The 16489-nt window shown below is 63.8% G+C and carries 17 protein-coding genes; 6 read left to right on the top strand and 11 right to left on the bottom strand.

Annotated elements, in window-relative coordinates; translation table 11 throughout:
• Window positions 1-2: 2 nt before the first annotated feature.
• The 3 genes from ACR65N_RS08940 to ACR65N_RS08930 form a co-directional block, all read right to left on the bottom strand.
• A complete protein-coding gene (locus tag ACR65N_RS08940) occupies window positions 3-533 on the bottom strand; it encodes a DUF4142 domain-containing protein (RefSeq protein ID WP_440456681.1) in 531 nt (176 codons plus the stop codon).
• Window positions 534-544: 11 nt separating this feature from the next.
• A complete protein-coding gene (locus tag ACR65N_RS08935) occupies window positions 545-1591 on the bottom strand; it encodes an alpha/beta hydrolase (protein ID WP_440456680.1) in 1047 nt (348 codons plus the stop codon).
• Window positions 1592-1805: 214 nt separating this feature from the next.
• A complete protein-coding gene (locus tag ACR65N_RS08930; RefSeq protein WP_430307187.1) occupies window positions 1806-2081 on the bottom strand; it encodes a pentapeptide MXKDX repeat protein in 276 nt (91 codons plus the stop codon).
• A 164-nt stretch (window positions 2082-2245) separates the two neighbouring features.
• Between ACR65N_RS08930 and ACR65N_RS08925 the strand changes: the two genes are divergently transcribed.
• Both ACR65N_RS08925 and ACR65N_RS08920 read left to right on the top strand, forming a co-directional pair.
• Window positions 2246-2818 (top strand): sigma-70 family RNA polymerase sigma factor, encoded by a 573-nt coding sequence (locus tag ACR65N_RS08925; RefSeq protein WP_430307186.1) that lies wholly within the window; start codon window positions 2246-2248, stop codon window positions 2816-2818.
• Window positions 2805-3446 carry an NrsF family protein gene (locus tag ACR65N_RS08920; RefSeq protein WP_440456679.1) on the top strand — a complete coding sequence of 214 codons (642 nt, stop codon included), beginning with the start codon at window positions 2805-2807 and terminating at the stop codon, window positions 3444-3446. The genes ACR65N_RS08925 and ACR65N_RS08920 overlap by 14 nt, the downstream gene beginning before the upstream one ends.
• A 33-nt stretch (window positions 3447-3479) precedes the next feature.
• Here ACR65N_RS08920 and mnhG read toward each other — a convergent pair whose 3' ends face one another.
• Genes mnhG through ACR65N_RS08890 form a run of 6 tightly spaced genes read right to left on the bottom strand, consistent with a single transcriptional unit; the run spans window position 3480 to window position 9540 of the window.
• Window positions 3480-3902, bottom strand: a complete 423-nt coding sequence (gene mnhG / locus ACR65N_RS08915; protein ID WP_440456678.1) for a monovalent cation/H(+) antiporter subunit G — start codon at window positions 3900-3902, stop codon at window positions 3480-3482.
• Entirely contained in the window at window positions 3899-4180 is a 282-nt protein-coding gene (locus ACR65N_RS08910; protein ID WP_440456677.1) for a K+/H+ antiporter subunit F, read from the bottom strand. The genes mnhG and ACR65N_RS08910 overlap by 4 nt, the downstream gene beginning before the upstream one ends.
• A complete protein-coding gene (locus ACR65N_RS08905; RefSeq protein WP_440456676.1) occupies window positions 4177-4653 on the bottom strand; it encodes a Na+/H+ antiporter subunit E in 477 nt (158 codons plus the stop codon). The genes ACR65N_RS08910 and ACR65N_RS08905 overlap by 4 nt, the downstream gene beginning before the upstream one ends.
• Window positions 4653-6284: a monovalent cation/H+ antiporter subunit D gene (locus ACR65N_RS08900; protein WP_440456675.1), complete on the bottom strand. Its 1632-nt coding sequence runs from the start codon at window positions 6282-6284 to the stop codon at window positions 4653-4655. The genes ACR65N_RS08905 and ACR65N_RS08900 overlap by 1 nt, the downstream gene beginning before the upstream one ends.
• Entirely contained in the window at window positions 6281-6619 is a 339-nt protein-coding gene (locus tag ACR65N_RS08895) for a Na+/H+ antiporter subunit C (RefSeq protein ID WP_430307179.1), read from the bottom strand. The genes ACR65N_RS08900 and ACR65N_RS08895 overlap by 4 nt, the downstream gene beginning before the upstream one ends.
• Entirely contained in the window at window positions 6619-9540 is a 2922-nt protein-coding gene (locus ACR65N_RS08890; RefSeq protein WP_440456801.1) for a monovalent cation/H+ antiporter subunit A, read from the bottom strand. The genes ACR65N_RS08895 and ACR65N_RS08890 overlap by 1 nt, the downstream gene beginning before the upstream one ends.
• A 102-nt stretch (window positions 9541-9642) precedes the next feature.
• On the opposite strand from ACR65N_RS08890, the gene ACR65N_RS08885 reads away from it, so the two are divergent.
• From ACR65N_RS08885 to ACR65N_RS08870, 4 genes are all read left to right on the top strand, one after another.
• Window positions 9643-9927 carry a helix-turn-helix domain-containing protein gene (locus ACR65N_RS08885; protein WP_430307177.1) on the top strand — a complete coding sequence of 95 codons (285 nt, stop codon included), beginning with the start codon at window positions 9643-9645 and terminating at the stop codon, window positions 9925-9927.
• A 178-nt stretch (window positions 9928-10105) separates the two neighbouring features.
• The gene (locus ACR65N_RS08880; RefSeq protein ID WP_440456674.1) at window positions 10106-10441 is read left to right on the top strand and encodes a hypothetical protein; all 336 of its coding nucleotides are present in this window, start codon (window positions 10106-10108) and stop codon (window positions 10439-10441) included.
• A gap of 88 nt (window positions 10442-10529) precedes the next feature.
• Window positions 10530-13043 carry a protein translocase subunit SecD gene (gene secD / locus ACR65N_RS08875; RefSeq protein WP_440456673.1) on the top strand — a complete coding sequence of 838 codons (2514 nt, stop codon included), beginning with the start codon at window positions 10530-10532 and terminating at the stop codon, window positions 13041-13043.
• 164 nt (window positions 13044-13207) lie between these two features.
• Window positions 13208-14230, top strand: a complete 1023-nt coding sequence (locus ACR65N_RS08870; RefSeq protein WP_430307174.1) for an LLM class flavin-dependent oxidoreductase — start codon at window positions 13208-13210, stop codon at window positions 14228-14230.
• 54 nt (window positions 14231-14284) lie between these two features.
• Here the strand turns inward: ACR65N_RS08870 and ACR65N_RS08865 are convergent, their stop codons facing one another.
• Together ACR65N_RS08865 and ACR65N_RS08860 are read right to left on the bottom strand one after the other, a co-directional pair.
• On the bottom strand, window positions 14285-15085 hold the full coding sequence (locus ACR65N_RS08865; protein WP_440456672.1) for a phosphodiesterase: 801 nt from the start codon (window positions 15083-15085) through the stop codon (window positions 14285-14287).
• A 71-nt stretch (window positions 15086-15156) separates the two neighbouring features.
• A complete protein-coding gene (locus ACR65N_RS08860; RefSeq protein WP_440456671.1) occupies window positions 15157-16452 on the bottom strand; it encodes an ABC transporter substrate-binding protein in 1296 nt (431 codons plus the stop codon).
• Window positions 16453-16489 lie beyond the last annotated feature (37 nt).

Here is a 16489-nt window from a genome sequence, read left to right as displayed (position 1 = left end):
CATCAATGCGCAGCGACGAGCTTCGCCACGTGCATCTTGTGCATTTCGAGCGTCGGCAGCGTCTTCTTCGCGAACGCCTTGGTGGCGTCATCGTCGCCGCCCTTGGCATAGGTCGCAAACAGCGTGACGGCCTCCATATGTGCGACGTTCTGCATCTCTATGTAGAGCGGCTGGAACTCCTGCTCCGAGGCGCCCTTCAGCGTTTCCAGCATGGCGGCGTGCTTGGGCGAGAGCATGCCGTCGGCATCCACCTTGGCGGCACTCTTCAAGTCCTTGCCGACCTTGGTATGATCCTTGATCATCTGCTGCGCGAACTCCTTCACGTCTCCATCGCGGGCCTTCTGTTGGGCCAGCTTGCTGGATTCGATCTCGAACATGTTGGAGCTCTGGACCTGCTTGACGAAGGATCCCTTGTCCATGTTCATCGCCGGGGCCGCGGTGTCCGCCTTGGCCGGCATCTTGGCGGTGGAGAGCGAGGCTCCGCTGACAAGAAGCGCGGCCGCGACGAACGAAGTGGAAATGATGTTTTTCATCGTGAGGCTCCTCAGTTGGCCTTGCCGAATGCAGTTTGCAGATCGGCCACGGCCAGATCCATTGCGTCCTTGGCGGCCGGCACGACCTTGGCCATGCCAAAGAACTCGTGGGTCACGCCGGGGAAAATCTTCGAGTTGACGGCAACGCCGGCATCCTTGAGCTTGGCGGCATAGGTTTCGCCATCCGACCGAAGCGGATCGATCTGGGCGAGGATGACAGTCGCCGGCGCCACACCGGCAAGATCGGAGCGACCGTTCAGGTTGATGCGCGGATCGGCGGCCTGATCCATCGAGGTCGTGCTGTTCTTCACGAACCACTCCATGTCGGCCTTGCCGAGCGGCTTGGCCTCGGCATTTTCCTGGTAGGACGGCGTGTTCATGTCGTTGCCGGCGATCGGGTAGACCAGCAGCTGATGCACCGGCATCTTGGCCTTCTTTTCCTTCGCCATCAGCGCCACGTTGGCAGCCAGGTTGCCGCCGGCACTCTCGCCGGCCACGGCGATGCGGTCAGCGTCGCCATTCAGTTCGTGGATGTTCTCGACCGTCCACTGATAAGCGGCCCAGGCATCGTCGTGGGCAGCCGGAAACTTGTGTTCCGGTGCGTGGCGATATTCGGCGGACACCACGATGGCGTTGGTGTTCAGCGCCAGCGCCCTCGGCGTCGCATCATAGACATTGATGTCGGCGACCACGAAGCCACCGCCGTGATAGTAAACGACCACCGGGAACGGGCCCTCGCCGCCGGGAATGTAGACGCGCGCCGCGATGCTTCCCTGCTTTGTGGGGATCGCGATGTCGCGCGTCGTCACCTGCGCATCAGGATTGCTGGAAATGCGCTTGTCCCACTGGATGGCACGGGCGGCGTCGGCTGCGCTTGCCTGCGTGCGGGCTTCCGCTACCGTCAGGCTGGCGAAGGGCTTGGCATCGAGAGCCTGCAGCTTGTCGAGTACGGCCTGCATTTCCGCGGCCGGCTTCGGCGCTTCCTGTGCCTGCGTGGTACCAGCCAGGCACAGCAACAGGGCCGCTGCCGCAGCGCTGCTCGAAAGACGTAATGTCATGAGAGTTCTCCGTTGGATAGCAACCGAAGAACCGCGAGAAACAGCTAATGTTCCAGCTTCTTATGGGAGGCTGCACCCGCAACTCGACGCTGAAATCTGCAACGGCAGGAAAGATCGACACCAGCTCATAGTCTTGTCAAAGAACCGCGCCGGTAACGGCAATCAGATCGCCGGCGCGGTGACGTTAGCGTGAGGTCCTACGACACGGACCGGATCAGTTCATCGTATCGCAGGCCTTCATCATCTCGGACTTCTTCATGCTGTTCTTTTCCATGCCTGCCTTATGCATGCAGTCCGTCTTGGTGCCGGCGGTGGTCGTCATTCCGGAGGACTTCATCGGATCCGCCTTCATGGTGTCGGTCTTCATCGTGTCGGTCTTCATGGTGTCCGTCTTCATCGGCGCAGGGCTGGTCTGAGCCTGGGCGACGCCCGCCGTCATGGCGAGACCCAGAAGGATGGCACCGACGGTGCTGGAACGGTGGCTGATCATGTTGCTTCTCCCGGTTGATGTGCTCGCCGCAGGTCGCGCCAAAGGTCACATGCTGGAAGTTCGGCGCGAGCGAAGCAGCGGTTACAAGGATCACGACCAAGTGATCGCAAGCCTTCCCTCGCATTTTCCGACATACGGGTGTAACCGTTTCACGGCAGCGCCGTATGAAGCTTACCGACATGACGCAGTTGATCGAGCCTGAGCTGAAATCGCTGATGCTCTTGTCCCTGGATGGAGACGAGGTCGCCTACCGCTGCCTGCTCAACGCCCTGCGACACCTGCTCGTCAACTACTATGGCCGGCGCATGAATGGTTCGGCGGGCGGAGACGTTGATGACCTGGTTCAGGAGACCCTGCTGGCGCTGCACCAGCGACGAATAACCTACGACCGGCAAAGGCCGTTTACCGCCTGGTTCTTCACGATCGCCCGCCACAAGCTGGTTGATCACTACCGTCGCCATGGCGGCCGTCACCACGTACCGCTGGATGCAGTCGGCGACATCGTCGACAGCAGCAACGGCAGCGAGGCCGCAGCGGCAAGCCTCGATGTCGAGCGGTTGCTGGCAAGCCTGCCGGCCTGGCAGGGGCAGATGATCCGCCAGGTGCGACTGGAAGGGCGTTCGGTCGCCGAGACCGCAGCAAGCGGCGGGCGAACCGAGGCGATGGTCAAGATCGGCGTGCACCGCGGCATCAAAGCGTTGGCCGCAAGAATGAGAGGCGACCGTGACGACGGATGATCTGATCGACAGACTGGCAAGCGACCTGCGCCCCGTCGCGCCGAATGCGCTTGGCCGCCTGCTGGTTCTTGCGCTGCCGCCTGCGCTTGCGGTCTCTGCGGCCCTGATCGTCTTCGTCCATGGTCTGCGTCCCGATCTTGCGCAGGCGATATTGCTTCCGGCGTTCTGGGTGAAGTCGGCCTATCCGCTGCTGCTGGCGATCATCGGCATCGGTGCGATGGTGATCGTTGCTCGTCCCGGCGGCGTGCCGAGGGCAGCGGGTGCTAGCGCACTCCTCGTCTATATCGGAGTTCTGACGCTTGCATTGTGGCAGTTGCACCTGGCACCTGCCGCCGACTATCGGCAACTTGTACTCGGTGTTTCGGCCTGGTTCTGCCCGATCGCGGTGCTGGCAAGCGGTGCGCCGATACTCGCCGCACTCACCTGGTTCCTGCGCAAGGCGGCGCCGACCAGGCTGCGGCTGGCGGGCTTCGTCGCCGGCATTACATCCGGAGCTGCCGGCGCCTGGGTGTATTCCTGGGGCTGCATCGAGAACGGCCTCACTTTCGTCGCGCTCTGGTACACGACGGGCATCCTGCTGATGGGCCTGATCGGAATGGCATCCGGCCGCCGGCTGCTCGCCTGGTAGGCATCGCCGAGCCGGTCCAGCTGCGCGGCGACGTCACTTCGCCGACGGTGTCACTTCGGCGACGGCATCGCGCGGCGTGGCGTCGGCCGCCTCCACCACCGCATGGACGGCATGCTTGGCGGGAACCGCAGCATTTCCTTCGGATCGGTCGCGATGCAGCGCCGCACGCGCCAGCAGCATGAAGGTCACAGGCGTGGTGATGGTGACGAACAGGCCGATCAGGATTTCATGCACGACGAGACGCGACGACCCCACCGAAAAATAGATGATCGACGCCACCATGATCCCGCCGGTTCCCCAGCTGGTGCCAAGCGTCGGTGCATGCAGCCGCTCGTAGAAGGTCGGCAGGCGCAGGAAGCCGATCGTGCCGATCAGCGCCAGGGCTGCCCCGAGCAGCAGGAAGAACGCGACAATGATCGCCGCCCACAGCGGCAGGTCGAGGACTGGCTGGGTCATTCGATCACCTCGCCACGCATCAGAAATTTTGCGAGCGCCAGGGTCGCGACGAAGCCCAGCATGCCGATCACCAGGGCGGCCTCGAAGTAGACGGTGCGTCCGGTGCCGATGCCGAAGGTGACGAGCAGCAGCATGGCGTTGATGTAGAGCGTATCGAGGCTCATGATGCGATCCTGGGCTCTCGGACCGGTGAAGATCCGGACGGCGGCGACCAGCATCGCGCAACCGAGCAGAAGCTGGGCGATCGAAACGGCGGTGAACAGGACGATGGCGCTCATGCAAAGATCTCCAGCAACAGGGCCTCGTAACGCTGCTTGATGGTGGCCGCCCAGGTCTCCTTGTCAATCAGGTCGAGCACGTGGATCAGCACGGTCTTATCGCCGCTGTCGTATTCGAGCCAGGCCGAACCCGGCGTCGCGGTGAGGATGACGGCCATGATCGCAAGCGCTGTCGGATCCTCGATCTTGAGCGGCACGAGCAGGAAGCCCGAGGTGTTCTGGCGCCGCTTGCCCTGCAGCAGCAGCCAGGCGACGGCGATATTGGAGCGGATGACGTCGACGAACACGACGACGAACAGCTTCGGCAGCAGATACCATTTCCTCAGCCGCGGCTTGTCGGGTCGAAGCGCTGCCTGCGCCCAGCCGGCAAAGATCGCCACCATCGAGCCGAAGAGCAGGTGACCGACAGTGAACCCGTTCAGCAACAGCCACATCAGGACAAGGCAGAGGCTGAGAATTGGGTAGGGCAGCATCACGGCGCCCCCTTTGCAACGTCCGGCGCCGGACGCCAGCCATCGACCCGGACGGCGTTTCGCACCGCGTCGATGTAGATCGACGGCTGGGACAGCGTCCGGATGGTCGTATCCATGTAGCGCATCGCCGGGCCTGCCTGGATGGTCAACGCCATGGTCAGCGACAGCAGGAACATCACCGGCACCAGCTCGATGACCAGCACCCGCGGAACGGTCCCCTCGAGCGAGCTCCAGAAGGTGCGAATCCCGACGCGCGTCATGGCGATCAGCGCCGCGACGCCCGACAGGATGACCAGCACGATCAGCGTCCAGACGGCAGCATCCGGCGGCGTGCCGATGGCGCCGATCCCCATCATTGCCGATAGCATGGCGAACTTGCCGATGAAACCGGACAGCGGCGGCAAGCCGGCCAGCAGGATGGTGCAGGCGGCAAAGCAGGTGCCGAGGATCGCCATCGTCCCCGGCATCATGACGCCGTCCTCCTCCTCCATCCGCTCGTCCTCACCGTCGCCATAGGCCTCCATCGTCACCGTCAGAACGTTGGCGCCTGCATCCTGGCCGCGCTCGACGAGTTCGATCAGCATGAACAGGGCGCTGATGGTGAAGGTGGAGCTGACCAGATAGAGCAGCGCACCCGACGAGACCGCCCCGTCGCTGATGCCGACGACCATCAGCATCGTGCCGGACGACACGAGCACGGAATAGCCCGCAAGCCGCCCCAGCGCCTGTGAGGCCAGCACGCCGACGGTGCCGAAGATGAGCGTGGCGATGCCGCCGAACAGCAGCACCTCCGAGCCAAATCCGGCAGAAGGGCCGTCAGCAAACAGCAGCATGGTCAGCCGCAAGATGACGTAGATGCCGAGCTTGCTGAGGATGGCAAAGATGCCAGCGACGGGTGCGGCGGCGGCGCTGTAGGCCGTCGGCAGCCAGAAGCAGAGCGGCCACATGCCGGCCTTGATCAGGAACGCCACGCCGAGCACCCCTGCCCCGGCTTCCATCAGCATGCGGCGATCCGGCTCTATTTGCGGAATCCGGGCGGCGAGATCCGCCATGTTGAGGGTGCCCGCCGTCCCGTAGATCAGGCTGACGCCGATCAGGAAGAAGAATGCCGCGACGAGATTGACGGCGATGTAGTGCATCCCCGCCTTCACCCGCATCGGACCCGAGCCGTGCAGCAGCAGGCCGTAGGAAGCCGCCAGCATGACCTCGAAGAAAACGAACAGGTTGAACAGGTCGCCGGTGAGGAAGGCTCCGTTCAGCCCCACCAGCAGCAGCTGGAACATGCTGTGATAATGGGCGCCGACGGCATGCCAGCGGGCCATCGAGAACACCAGTGCGGCAAGCGCCAGCAGCGCCGTCAGCAGCAGCATGAGCGCCGACAGCCCGTCGACGACGAGCACGATGCCGAAGGGGGCTGCCCAGTTGCCGAGCAGGTAGACGCCGTCGAAATCGTTCGGATTGCTTTCGATGCGGAACAGGACGAAGGCAATGAGCAACATGATGATCGCCGAAGCCAGGCTGATCATCGCCTTGGTGACGCGCTTACGCTCGTCGAAAAACAGCAGCACGGCGGCGGCGATCAGCGGCACCAGGATCGGCGCGATGATCAGATGGTGGCTCCAGGAGATCATTTCAGGTCGTTCCTCCCGTCCACGTGGTCGTTGCCGGTCAGCCCGCGCGAGGCGAGCATGACGACGAGGAACAGCGCTGTCGTGGCAAAGCCGATGACGATGGCCGTCAGGACCAGCGCCTGCGGAACCGGATCCGACAGAACCGAGGGATCGACACCCTCTTCGAGGATCGGCGGCAGGTTGCTCTTCACGCCGCCGACGCCGAAGATGAACAGGTTGACGGCATAGGAGAGCAGCGAAAGCCCGACGATCACCTGATAGGTGCGCGGCCGCAGGATGAGCCACACGCCGCAGCCGGTCATCGCGCCGATGGCAATAGACAGGACCAGTTCCATCAGCTGTCCTCCGCCTTGGCCGCGCCGATCGCCTTCAGGCGATTGTTGCGGATGGACTGGTGGGCGAGTGCCACCATGATCAGGACCGTCGATCCGACGACGAGAGCGAAAACCCCGAGGTCGAAGAGCAGCGCGGTGGCTGCCGGCACCTTGCCGATCAGCGGCAGATCCAGATACCGTGAATGCGAGGTGAGGAACGGATAGCCGAGGAACCAGGCGCCGATGCCCGTCGCCGATGCGATCAGCAGTCCGCCGCCCATCCAGCGAACCGGCAGGATGCGGATGCGATCCTCCGCCCAGCGCGTACCACCGGCCAGGTACTGCAGCAGGAAGGCGATCGACAGGGTAAGCCCGGCGGAAAAGCCGCCTCCCGGCATGTCGTGGCCGCGCATGAACAGGTAGACGGAAAGCGTCAGGATGACCGGGAACAGCCACTGCATGATGACCGATGGCACGAGCAGGTAGTCGCGCACGGTATCGCCCGGAGAGCGCTCGGGACGCTCCTCGTCGAAGCGGTTCTGGATGCGCTGCTGTTCGGGCATGTCGATGCTGTCGGCCGCCGGACGGAAACGTCGCAGCAGGGCATAGACCGTCAGTGCCACGACGCCGAGCACGGCGATTTCGCCCAGCGTGTCGAAGCCGCGGAAGTCGACGAGAATGACGTTCACGACATTGCGGCCGCCGCCCTGCTCGTAGGCGTTGTCGAGGAAATACGTGGCGATCGCATCGGGCACCGGCATGGTCATGACGGCGAACGCGATGAACGACATGCCGACGCCGCAGGCGATGGCCAGCAGCAGGTCGCGGAACCGCCGGAAGCGGCTGCGCAGGGTGATCACCTCGCCGACATCGACATTGCGCTTCGGCAGCCATCGAAGACCGAGAAGGATGAGAACCGTGGTGACGATCTCGACCAGCAGCTGGGTGATGGCGAGGTCCGGCGCCGACAGCCAGACGAAGGTGATGCACACGATCAGCCCAACGCCGCCGAGCATCACCAGGGCCGCAAGCCGGTGATACTTGGCGAGATAGGCCGCGCCGATCGCCAGCGCCGTTCCGAGCAGCCAGACAATTGCGAATGCCGGGTCAATTCCGGAAAAGGCAAGCGGCCGCACTTCGAAGCCTGAGAGCAGGAGCGGCAGCAGTCCCGCCATGAAGCCGGTTGCGACGACCCAGCGCAGTTGCGGCTGCAGATTTCGCGTGCCGATGCGGCTTTCCGCCATGCGCGCCCAGCGCCACGACACCGTGACCAGAACCCGTTCGAAGATACGCTGGCCGCGCAGCCTGCGGAAGAACGGCGGACCATCCTGACAGCACGACAGGTAGGGCTTCAGGGCGAAATAGAGGACGGTTCCGCCGATCAGAGCGATGAAGCTCATCAGCAGCGGCAGGTTGAACCCGTGCCACACGGCAAGGCTGAATTCCGGCGCCCGGGTCCCCAGCACGCTGGTGACCGCCGTATCGAGAAACGGTCCGATCGACAGGGACGGGACAATGCCGACCACCAGGCAGACGACGACGAGGAACTCGACCGGGAAGCGCATCCAGCGGGGCGGCTCGTGCGGCTTCGGCTTCGGTAAGTCGACCGGCGGCGGTCCGAAGAAGACGGTGTGGATGAAGCGCAGCGAATAGGTGACGCTGAAGGCGCTGGCGAGCGTCGCCACATACGGCAGGATGCTGTCCAGCAGCGAATCGGCATGCGTCTCGACGGCCTCGGCGAAGAACATCTCCTTCGACAGGAAGCCGTTGAGCAGCGGCACGCCGGCCATCGCCGCACTCGCCACCATCGCCAGCGTTGCCGTGAACGGCAGGTAGCGAAACAACCCGCTCAACCGCTGCATGTCGCGCGTGCCGGTCTCGTGATCGATGATGCCGGCGGCCATGAACAGCGACGCCTTGAAGGTCGCGTGGTTGAGCATGTGGAAGATGGCGGCGACCATCGCCAAAGGACTGCCGAGGCTCAGAAGCGTGGTGATAAGGCCGAGATGGCTGATCGTCGAATAGGCGAGCAGGCCCTTCAGGTCCCGCTGGAACACGGCGAAATAGGCGCCGAGCAGCAGCGTCAGCATGCCCGCGGCGCCGAGCAGGAAGAACCACTCGTATGTCCCGGCTAAAGCCGGCCAGAGGCGCGCCAGCAGGAAGACGCCGGCTTTTACCAGCGTTGCCGAATGCAGATAGGCCGACACCGGCGTCGGCGCTGCCATGGCGTTCGGCAGCCAGAAGTGGAACGGGAACTGCGCGCTCTTGGTCAAGGCGCCGAGCAGGATGAAGATCAGCGTCGGCAGGTACAGTGCGTGGGCGCGGATGGCGTCGCCGGACGCCAGGATCTTGTCGAGGTCGTAGCTGCCGACGATGTTGCCGAGCAGCAGCATGCCGATCAGCAGGCAGAAGCCGCCTATGCCGGTGATGGTGAGTGCCATGCGGGCCCCGTCGCGGGCCGAGGGGATGTGGTGCCAGTAGCTGATCAGCAGGAAGGAGAAGATGCTGGTCAGTTCCCAGAAGATCGACAAGAGGATGACGTTTCCGGAAATGATGATGCCGAGCATGGCACCCATGAAGGCGAGCAGGAACGAGAAGAAGCGCGGGATCGGGTCATCGTCGCCCATGTAGTAGCGGGCATAGAGGACGACGAGGAAGCCGATCGCCGTTACCAGCATGGAGAAGATCCATGCGAAACCATCCATCCGAAGCGTGAAGTTGAGACCCAGCTGCGGGAGCCATTCGGCTTCGAACCGCAGCACGTTGCCGCTCGTCACATAGGCGTAGGCGATCGTCGTCAGGCAGAGCGAGGCAAGCGCCACACCGCCGGCGATGAACACGGGCAGGTCGCGCGACGTCGTATTGAGAAGCAGGCCGGAGACGAGGCTGCCGATGAACGGCAAAGCAAGCAACAGGACGAGGAGATAGGGCTCGAACGTTATCCCAACGAATTATTTCCTTTCAGGCTGCGGACAAACGCTCCGGGATGACCGCCGCAGATCGCCGCAACTGGCCCCCTAGCAATTTTTCCAAGGACGCCATATATGATCAATATCAACCAATATGGGCAGCTTGGTCCGATGGGTCAACTCGCACACGACAAAATTTTATCGCCGGCACTGTGTCGCGCCGCACGTGGTTTTCTCGACTGGACACAGGCGGAACTGGCCGACCGGTCGGGCGTATCGCGCAGCACGATCCGCGATTACGAGGGCCACCGACATGATGTGCATCGGGCGACCGAAGCGCAGCTGCGGCTGGCATTCGAGCGCGGCGGGATTTCCTTCGTCCCGATCGAGGGCGATACGATCGGCATCTGCAATCCCTGATCTTGCCGAACACGTGGGGGCCAGGATTTCGCGACGATCGGTTTGTATCGGGCCGGACACTCGTATATGCCGTGCCTTCCAACGTAGAGGAGACACGCCGATCCGCCTTTCCGCCTCCAGCAGCCCTTGGAGCTTTGCCGCGACCATCGCTCACGCGATCGCCTGCGCGCAGAGCCTGTTGCTGCTGTTGCTGCTGTTCTACCCATCGGCGCAGAGCAAGCGCGACCTCGACGTCGCCGATCTGCTTGCCATGTCCTCGACGCCCGCCTCCGCGGATCACGAGGGGTTGGCAAAGCGCGAGAGCACGCGTCCAACGCTTGCTGCCGATCACGGGACCCGCAGCAAGGCGCGGCTGATCGATCCGCCGGACTTCGACCTGTCCCATGGCGCTCGTGTCGCCGGCTCCAGCTGGCACCGTCAACGAACAGGCCGGGATGACGGCTGGCTTTCGGCTTCGGGGCCGGTTGCTGCATTCCAACCGCGCGCACCGCCGCCGGCAGGTCACACGTCCTGACCTGAAGCCCTCGGGCTTTCACGACTTATCCGGCGCGACCGCTGCCTTGAATGAGGCAGACCGCCCAGCAAAATCTGGAACGACGACATTGAAGAACTCACTCTGGAAGGTGATGACGTATCTGATCGTCATCGTCATCGGCGTGCTGATCGCCCTGCCGAACGCACTGCCTGAAAAAACCCTCGCCGGCTGGCCCAATTGGCTGCCGCACGAACGCGCCTCTCTCGGTCTCGACCTGCGCGGCGGCTCGCATCTCGTGCTCGAAGTGGACCGGCCGTCGCTCGAAAACGAATGGCTGCAGACGCTCACCCAGGAATCGCGCACCAGCCTGCGCGAAGCTGGCATCGACTTCCGCTCGGTGCAGCGCCAGGGCGGATCGGTGGCGGTGACCATTACCGATCCCGCCAGGCGCGATGCCGCACGCGATGAACTGGCCAAGCTCGGCAGCGGCGTGCCAACCGGCATCGGTGCAGGCGCAAGTGAGCTCGACGTTTCGTTGCGTGGCAACGACACCGTGCTGCTGCGCCCGTCTGAAGCCGGCGTCACCTACCGCATGAGCAATGCCGTCGAGCAGAGCCTCGAGATCATCCGCCAGCGCGTCGACCAGGTCGGCGTCGCCGAGCCGACGATCCAGCGGATCGGCGGCGACCGGGTTCTCGTCCAGCTTCCGGGCGAGCAGGATCCGTCCAACCTTCGCGCACTTCTCGGCTCGACCGCCAAGATGAGCTTCCACCTGCTCGGTCGCGAAGGCGAACCCGGCATCACCATGATCGCCGACGAAGAGGGCCGCAACTACCCGGTCCAGGATCGCGTCCTGCTGTCCGGCGACCGTCTGACGGATGCCCGCGTCTCGTTCGAGCAGAACACCAATCAACCGGTCGTCAGCTTCCGCTTCGACCAGGCCGGCGCCACCCGCTTTGCCCAGATCACCCGCGACAACGTCGGCAATCCGTTTGCCATCGTGCTTGACGGAAAAGTGCTGAGCGCGCCGGTCATCCGCGAACCGATCACCGGCGGCTCAGGCCAGATCTCCGGAGACTTCTCGGTCGCCAATGCCAACACGCTGGCGGCTCTGCTGCGCGCCGGCGCTCTGCCGGCCAAGCTCACCGTTATCGAGGAACGCACCGTCGGCGCCGACCTTGGCGGTGACGCCATCGAGCGCGGCATCCTGTCGGGCCTCATCGGCTTTGCGCTGGTCGTTGGCTTCATCATCGTCCTCTACGGATCCTGGGGCATCCTCGCCGTCGTCGCTCTGGCGCTCAACGTCATTCTGACGTTTGCCGGCCTGACGATGGTCGGCGCCACACTGACGCTGCCCGGCATTGCCGGTATCGTGCTCGGCATCGGCCTTGCGGTCGACGCGAACGTCCTCATCAACGAGCGTATCCGTGAAGAGACACGCAAGGGCAGAGGCGCCTATGCGGCGATCGACCAGGGCTTTGCCAAAGCCTATTCGACGATCATCGACAGCAACGTCACGGCGCTGATCGCAACGGTCCTGCTGTTCTGGTTCGGCTCGGGCCCGGTGCGCGGCTTTGCCGTTACCATGGGCCTCGGCATCGCAATCTCGATGTTCACCGCCGTCGCCGTTGTTCGCGTCGCGATGATCGCCATCGTCCGCCGCCGGAAGATGAAGGTCATCAACATCCGACCGCTGGTGGCCGTCGGCCTCATCCGCGACGGAACGAAGATCGACTTCATGAAGGCGCGGATGTTCGGCATCGGCATCTCGGCCTTCCTGTCGATCTCCTCGATCATCCTGTTCATCACCCCCGGCCTCAACTACGGCGTTGACTTCAAGGGCGGCATCCAGCTTGAGGTGTCGACCCGCGAACCGGCCGATCTGGCGCGCTTCCGGTCGGGCATCGAAGGCCTCGGTCTCGGTGAAGTGGCGCTGCAGGAGTTCGGCGACCGCAACCACATCCTGATGCGCCTCGAGCGCCAGCCGGGACCGGAGACGGCGCAGACCGAAGCCGTCGAAAAGCTGAGGTCGGAGATCGTCAAGATCGACCCGACCGCCAAGGTCGAGCGCACTGAGGTCGTCGGCCCGAAGGTCAGCGGCGAACTGGCAATCGCCGGCATTACCTCGGTGGTGCTCGCCAGCCTTGCCATGCTCATCTACATCTGGGTGCGCTTCGAATGGCCGTTCGCGGTCGGCGCCATCGCGACGCTGGTCCTCGACGTGACGAAGACGGTCGGCTTCTTCGCACTGACCGGGTTGGACTTCAACCTGACGGCCATCGCTGCCCTGCTGACGCTGGTCGGATATTCGGTGAACGACAAGGTCGTCGTCTACGACCGAATGCGCGAGAACATGCGTCTCTACAAGTCAATGCCGTTCCGCGACCTGATCAACCTGTCGATCAACGAGACGTTGGCGCGAAGCCTCTACACCTCCGCCACGGCATTCCTGGCCATGGTGCCGATGGCCATCTGGGGCGGCAGCGCGGTGGAAAGCTTTGCCGTACCCATGGTGTTCGGCATCTTCATCGCGGCGTCCTCGTCGGTGTTCATTGCCGCTCCCATCCTGCTGTTCCTCGGCGATTGGCGAGCCAAGCGCCAGAAGCAGCAGCAACTGGTTCCGGCAACCGCTTCGGAATAGGCCGGCGAGACAAACAGGACCATCGGCGTTTCGACGCCGGTGGTCCAACATGCGGGCGGTTGTCCGGGAAGCGAACAGTGCGTTCACGTCGCTCCTCTCGCATTGAACGGCGCCTCGCTCCTATATGGGAGCCAACCACGTTCACCACCGCGAAGGCGCGCATCATGAAGAATATCGGTTTTCTATCCTTCGGCCATTGGTCGCCCTCTCCCCAGTCGGGCACGCAGTCCGCCGGGGATGCCCTGTTGCAATCCATTGATCTGGCGGTTGCCGCCGAGCAGCTCGGTGCCGACGGCGCCTACTTCCGCGTCCATCATTTCGCCCGGCAGCTTGCCTCGCCCTTCCCGCTGCTCGCAGCCGTCGGCGCCCGGACGTCCAAGATCGAGATTGGCACCGCCGTCATCGACATGCGCTACGAGAACCCGCTCTACATGGCCGAGGATGCCGGCGCTGCTGACCTGATTTCAGGGGGTCGCCTGCAGCTCGGCCTCAGCCGCGGCTCGCCGGAACAGGTCATCGACGGTTGGCGTCACTTCGGCTACGAGCCGGAAGATGGCCAGAGCGACGCCGACATGGGCCGCCGGCATGCGGAGGTGCTTCTGGATGTGCTGAAGGGCGAAGGATTTGCGAAGCCTAATCCGCGTCCGATGTTTCCGAACCCGCCGGGACTCCTTCGGCTCGAGCCGCATTCCGAAGGCCTTCGCGAGCGGATCTGGTGGGGCGCCGGATCGAACGCCACCGCCGTCTGGGCTGCCAAGCACGGCATGAACCTGCAGAGCTCGACGCTGAAGGACGACGAGACCGGCGAGCCCTTCCACATCCAGCAGGCGGCGCAGATCCGCGCCTATCGCGAGGCCTGGAAGGAAGCCGGCCATGCCCGCACGCCGCGGGTGTCCGTCAGCCGCAGCATCTTTGCGATCGTCAACGATCTTGACCGTGCCTATTTCGGCCGCGGCGGCAAGGAGCAGGATTCGATCGGTTATATTGACGAGAGCACGCGCGCCATCTTCGGCCGCTCCTACGCGGGCGAGCCGGATAACCTGATCGAGCAGTTGCGCGCCGACGAGGGCATCGCCGAAGCCGATACGCTGCTGCTGACCGTCCCGAACCAGCTCGGCGTCGAATACAACGCGCACGTGATCGAGGCAATTCTGACGCATGTGGCGCCGGCGCTCGGCTGGCGCTGACGTAACGGTGCGGAGCCGCGGCGCACATCGCCGCCGCTCCCGACCATCGTTCGTTTATGGGCCGGCGCAGACCGGAGCGCGTTCCGTCGGCACCTGTCCGACCTCGACGCCATAGGCCCTAAGTCCCTGATCATCGAGGCGGATGATCCGGTAGCAGGGATTGCCGCCCGTCCACCAGGGATCGGGAATGTCCAGATCGGTGATGAACCTGTGCGAGCAGGCCTGCCCGGAGCTGTAGGCGATGCCCTCGGCGCTGGTGCCTGCCAGCGGCACATGGATGTGTCCAAAGACAACGTGCCGAACCCCGGCCGGGTGGGCGCTGAGGCTGCGCATCATAGCACCCTCGTCATGCATGCCGATGTTCTCGAAGTGACCGATGCCCGGGTCCATGGGCGGATGGTGGATGAACACGGTCACCGGCAGGTCGCCGGCACCGGCCAGCGCGCCGCTTAACCATTCCAGCCGGTCCGGACCATAGATGCCGCCGATCACCGCTGCCTCATGGCTGTCGAGAAACAGCAGCCGGCCAAACTTCGTATCCATGAACGACTGGATATAGCCGTTGCCATCGCGCGGCTGGTCCGGAAAGGCGTCGATGAATTCCGGCCGCTTGTCATGGTTGCCGAGCAGCAGGCGCGCCTCGAAGGGAAGCGGCGCCAGGATGTCGCGCAGCAGTTCGTACGCTTCCGGGTCTCCGTAGTTGCAGAGGTCGCCGGTCATCACCAGCAGATCTGCATCGGCGTGCTTGTCGATGATGTCGGTCACTGCGGCGCGCAACTGCTTTTCCGGGTCCACGCCGTTCACGACGACACCCGGAGGCATGAGATGGGTATCGGTCAGCTGGATAATCTTCATCGTCTGTCTTTCTGCTCAAGAAATGGCTGCGGAGATCATCTCCCCGCAGCCCCGTCAGATTGCCTTGCGGCTCAGTTCATCAGCGCGTTGGTCTGCGCGACGATCTGCTTCAGGCCTTCTTCCGGCGTCACTTCGCCGCGCATCACCGTGCCGATGATGTCGCGCTGGGTGCGCCATATGCGGACCGAATCGCCACCCGGATAACCGGCCCACGGCAGCGAGCGGTCTGCCTGCAGCGAGGCAGTCTTGACGTTCGGATGCTCGGCATAATAGGGCGCCAGGAAGTCAGGACCGGTCGCCAGCTTGTTGGTCGGCAGATAGCCGGTGATGCGGACGATCAGGTTCTGGGCTTCCGGACCGGTGATCCACTTCAGGTACTTCCAGGCAGCATCCTGCTTGGCCTTGTCCTGGGTCAGGATGACGGCGGAGTTGCCGCCGGTCGGTACGCCGCCCTTTTCCGCGTTATCAAGCGGGAAGGTTGCGGTCTTCAGCTTGAACCGATCACCCACGAGACCCTCGACCGTCTGCACATGTGCCGGCGTCGAGAAGATGAAGCCCGTGAGGCCTGCGCCGAACTGCTGGCGCGACTGGTCCCAGTCGAGCAGCGTCTGGTGACCTTCCGTCACGAACTGGCGCACCAGCTTCAGCGCGTTGAGACCGATTTCGTTGTCGAAGCCGGCAGTCTTGGTTGCCGTATCGACCATCTTGCCGCCCTGCTGGACGATCAGGGCCTGCCAGAGCCAGTCGTCAGGCCAGCCGTTGATGTCGTAGCCCATGCCGGCGACCTTCGGGTCGAGCGCATGGATCTTGGCGGCCAGTTCGATCAGCCCGGCAAAGGTCTTTGGCATATTGTCCGGGTCGCCGCCGGCTTTGCTGACCAGATCGGCATTGATGTAGATGATCGGCGAGGAGGCATTGACCGGCAGTCCGTACTGCTTGCCGTCGATCTGGCCGAGGGCGGCCATCTTCGGGCTGTAGTTCTTGTCGAGGAACGCCTGGCCGCCATCGGCCTCGATGAACGGGCCGAGGTCGGTGATCTGCTTGCGCGGCTCAAGGGTATGAACCAGTTCGGCCGTCAGGTTATAGCCGGAGAAGTAGACGTCCGGCAGGTTGCCGGTCACAGCGGCGCGCAGCACCTGCTGCTGGCCCTCGTTATAGCCGGCGGCCGGTGCGAGGAAGTTGATCGTCACATCCGGGTTCTTCTTCATGAACTCGTCAGCGAGCGGCTGATGGAATTTCGTGAAGCCGGGAAGATTGTATAGCACGTCGAGCGTGATCTTGTCGGCTGCCAGCGTCGGCTGTCCCAGTCCGGCAGCAGCCAGGCCGAGGACGAGGCCGCCGAGCGCGGTACGTCGGTTGATGTTCATGTCAGTCTCCAGAGGTGAGTGGTCGGTGGGAGGAGTG

The sequence above is a fragment of the Rhizobium sp. SAFR-030 genome, assembly GCF_059415005.1.
Note: the sequence above shows the minus strand (reverse complement) of the source record. Positions and strands in the feature narration are given on the sequence as shown.

Coding starts and splice junctions, on each gene's coding strand:
- ACR65N_RS08940 (WP_440456681.1), bottom strand. CDS start 533: ATGAAAAACATCATTTCCACTTCGTTCGTCGCGGCCGCGCTTCTTGTC.
- ACR65N_RS08935 (WP_440456680.1), bottom strand. CDS start 1,591: ATGACATTACGTCTTTCGAGCAGCGCTGCGGCAGCGGCCCTGTTGCTG.
- ACR65N_RS08930 (WP_430307187.1), bottom strand. CDS start 2,081: ATGATCAGCCACCGTTCCAGCACCGTCGGTGCCATCCTTCTGGGTCTC.
- ACR65N_RS08925 (WP_430307186.1), top strand. CDS start 2,246: ATGAAGCTTACCGACATGACGCAGTTGATCGAGCCTGAGCTGAAATCG.
- mnhG (WP_440456678.1), bottom strand. CDS start 3,902: ATGACCCAGCCAGTCCTCGACCTGCCGCTGTGGGCGGCGATCATTGTC.
- ACR65N_RS08910 (WP_440456677.1), bottom strand. CDS start 4,180: ATGAGCGCCATCGTCCTGTTCACCGCCGTTTCGATCGCCCAGCTTCTG.
- ACR65N_RS08905 (WP_440456676.1), bottom strand. CDS start 4,653: ATGCTGCCCTACCCAATTCTCAGCCTCTGCCTTGTCCTGATGTGGCTG.
- ACR65N_RS08900 (WP_440456675.1), bottom strand. CDS start 6,284: ATGATCTCCTGGAGCCACCATCTGATCATCGCGCCGATCCTGGTGCCG.
- ACR65N_RS08895 (WP_430307179.1), bottom strand. CDS start 6,619: ATGGAACTGGTCCTGTCTATTGCCATCGGCGCGATGACCGGCTGCGGC.
- ACR65N_RS08885 (WP_430307177.1), top strand. CDS start 9,643: ATGATCAATATCAACCAATATGGGCAGCTTGGTCCGATGGGTCAACTC.
- ACR65N_RS08870 (WP_430307174.1), top strand. CDS start 13,208: ATGAAGAATATCGGTTTTCTATCCTTCGGCCATTGGTCGCCCTCTCCC.
- ACR65N_RS08865 (WP_440456672.1), bottom strand. CDS start 15,085: ATGAAGATTATCCAGCTGACCGATACCCATCTCATGCCTCCGGGTGTC.
- ACR65N_RS08860 (WP_440456671.1), bottom strand. CDS start 16,452: ATGAACATCAACCGACGTACCGCGCTCGGCGGCCTCGTCCTCGGCCTG.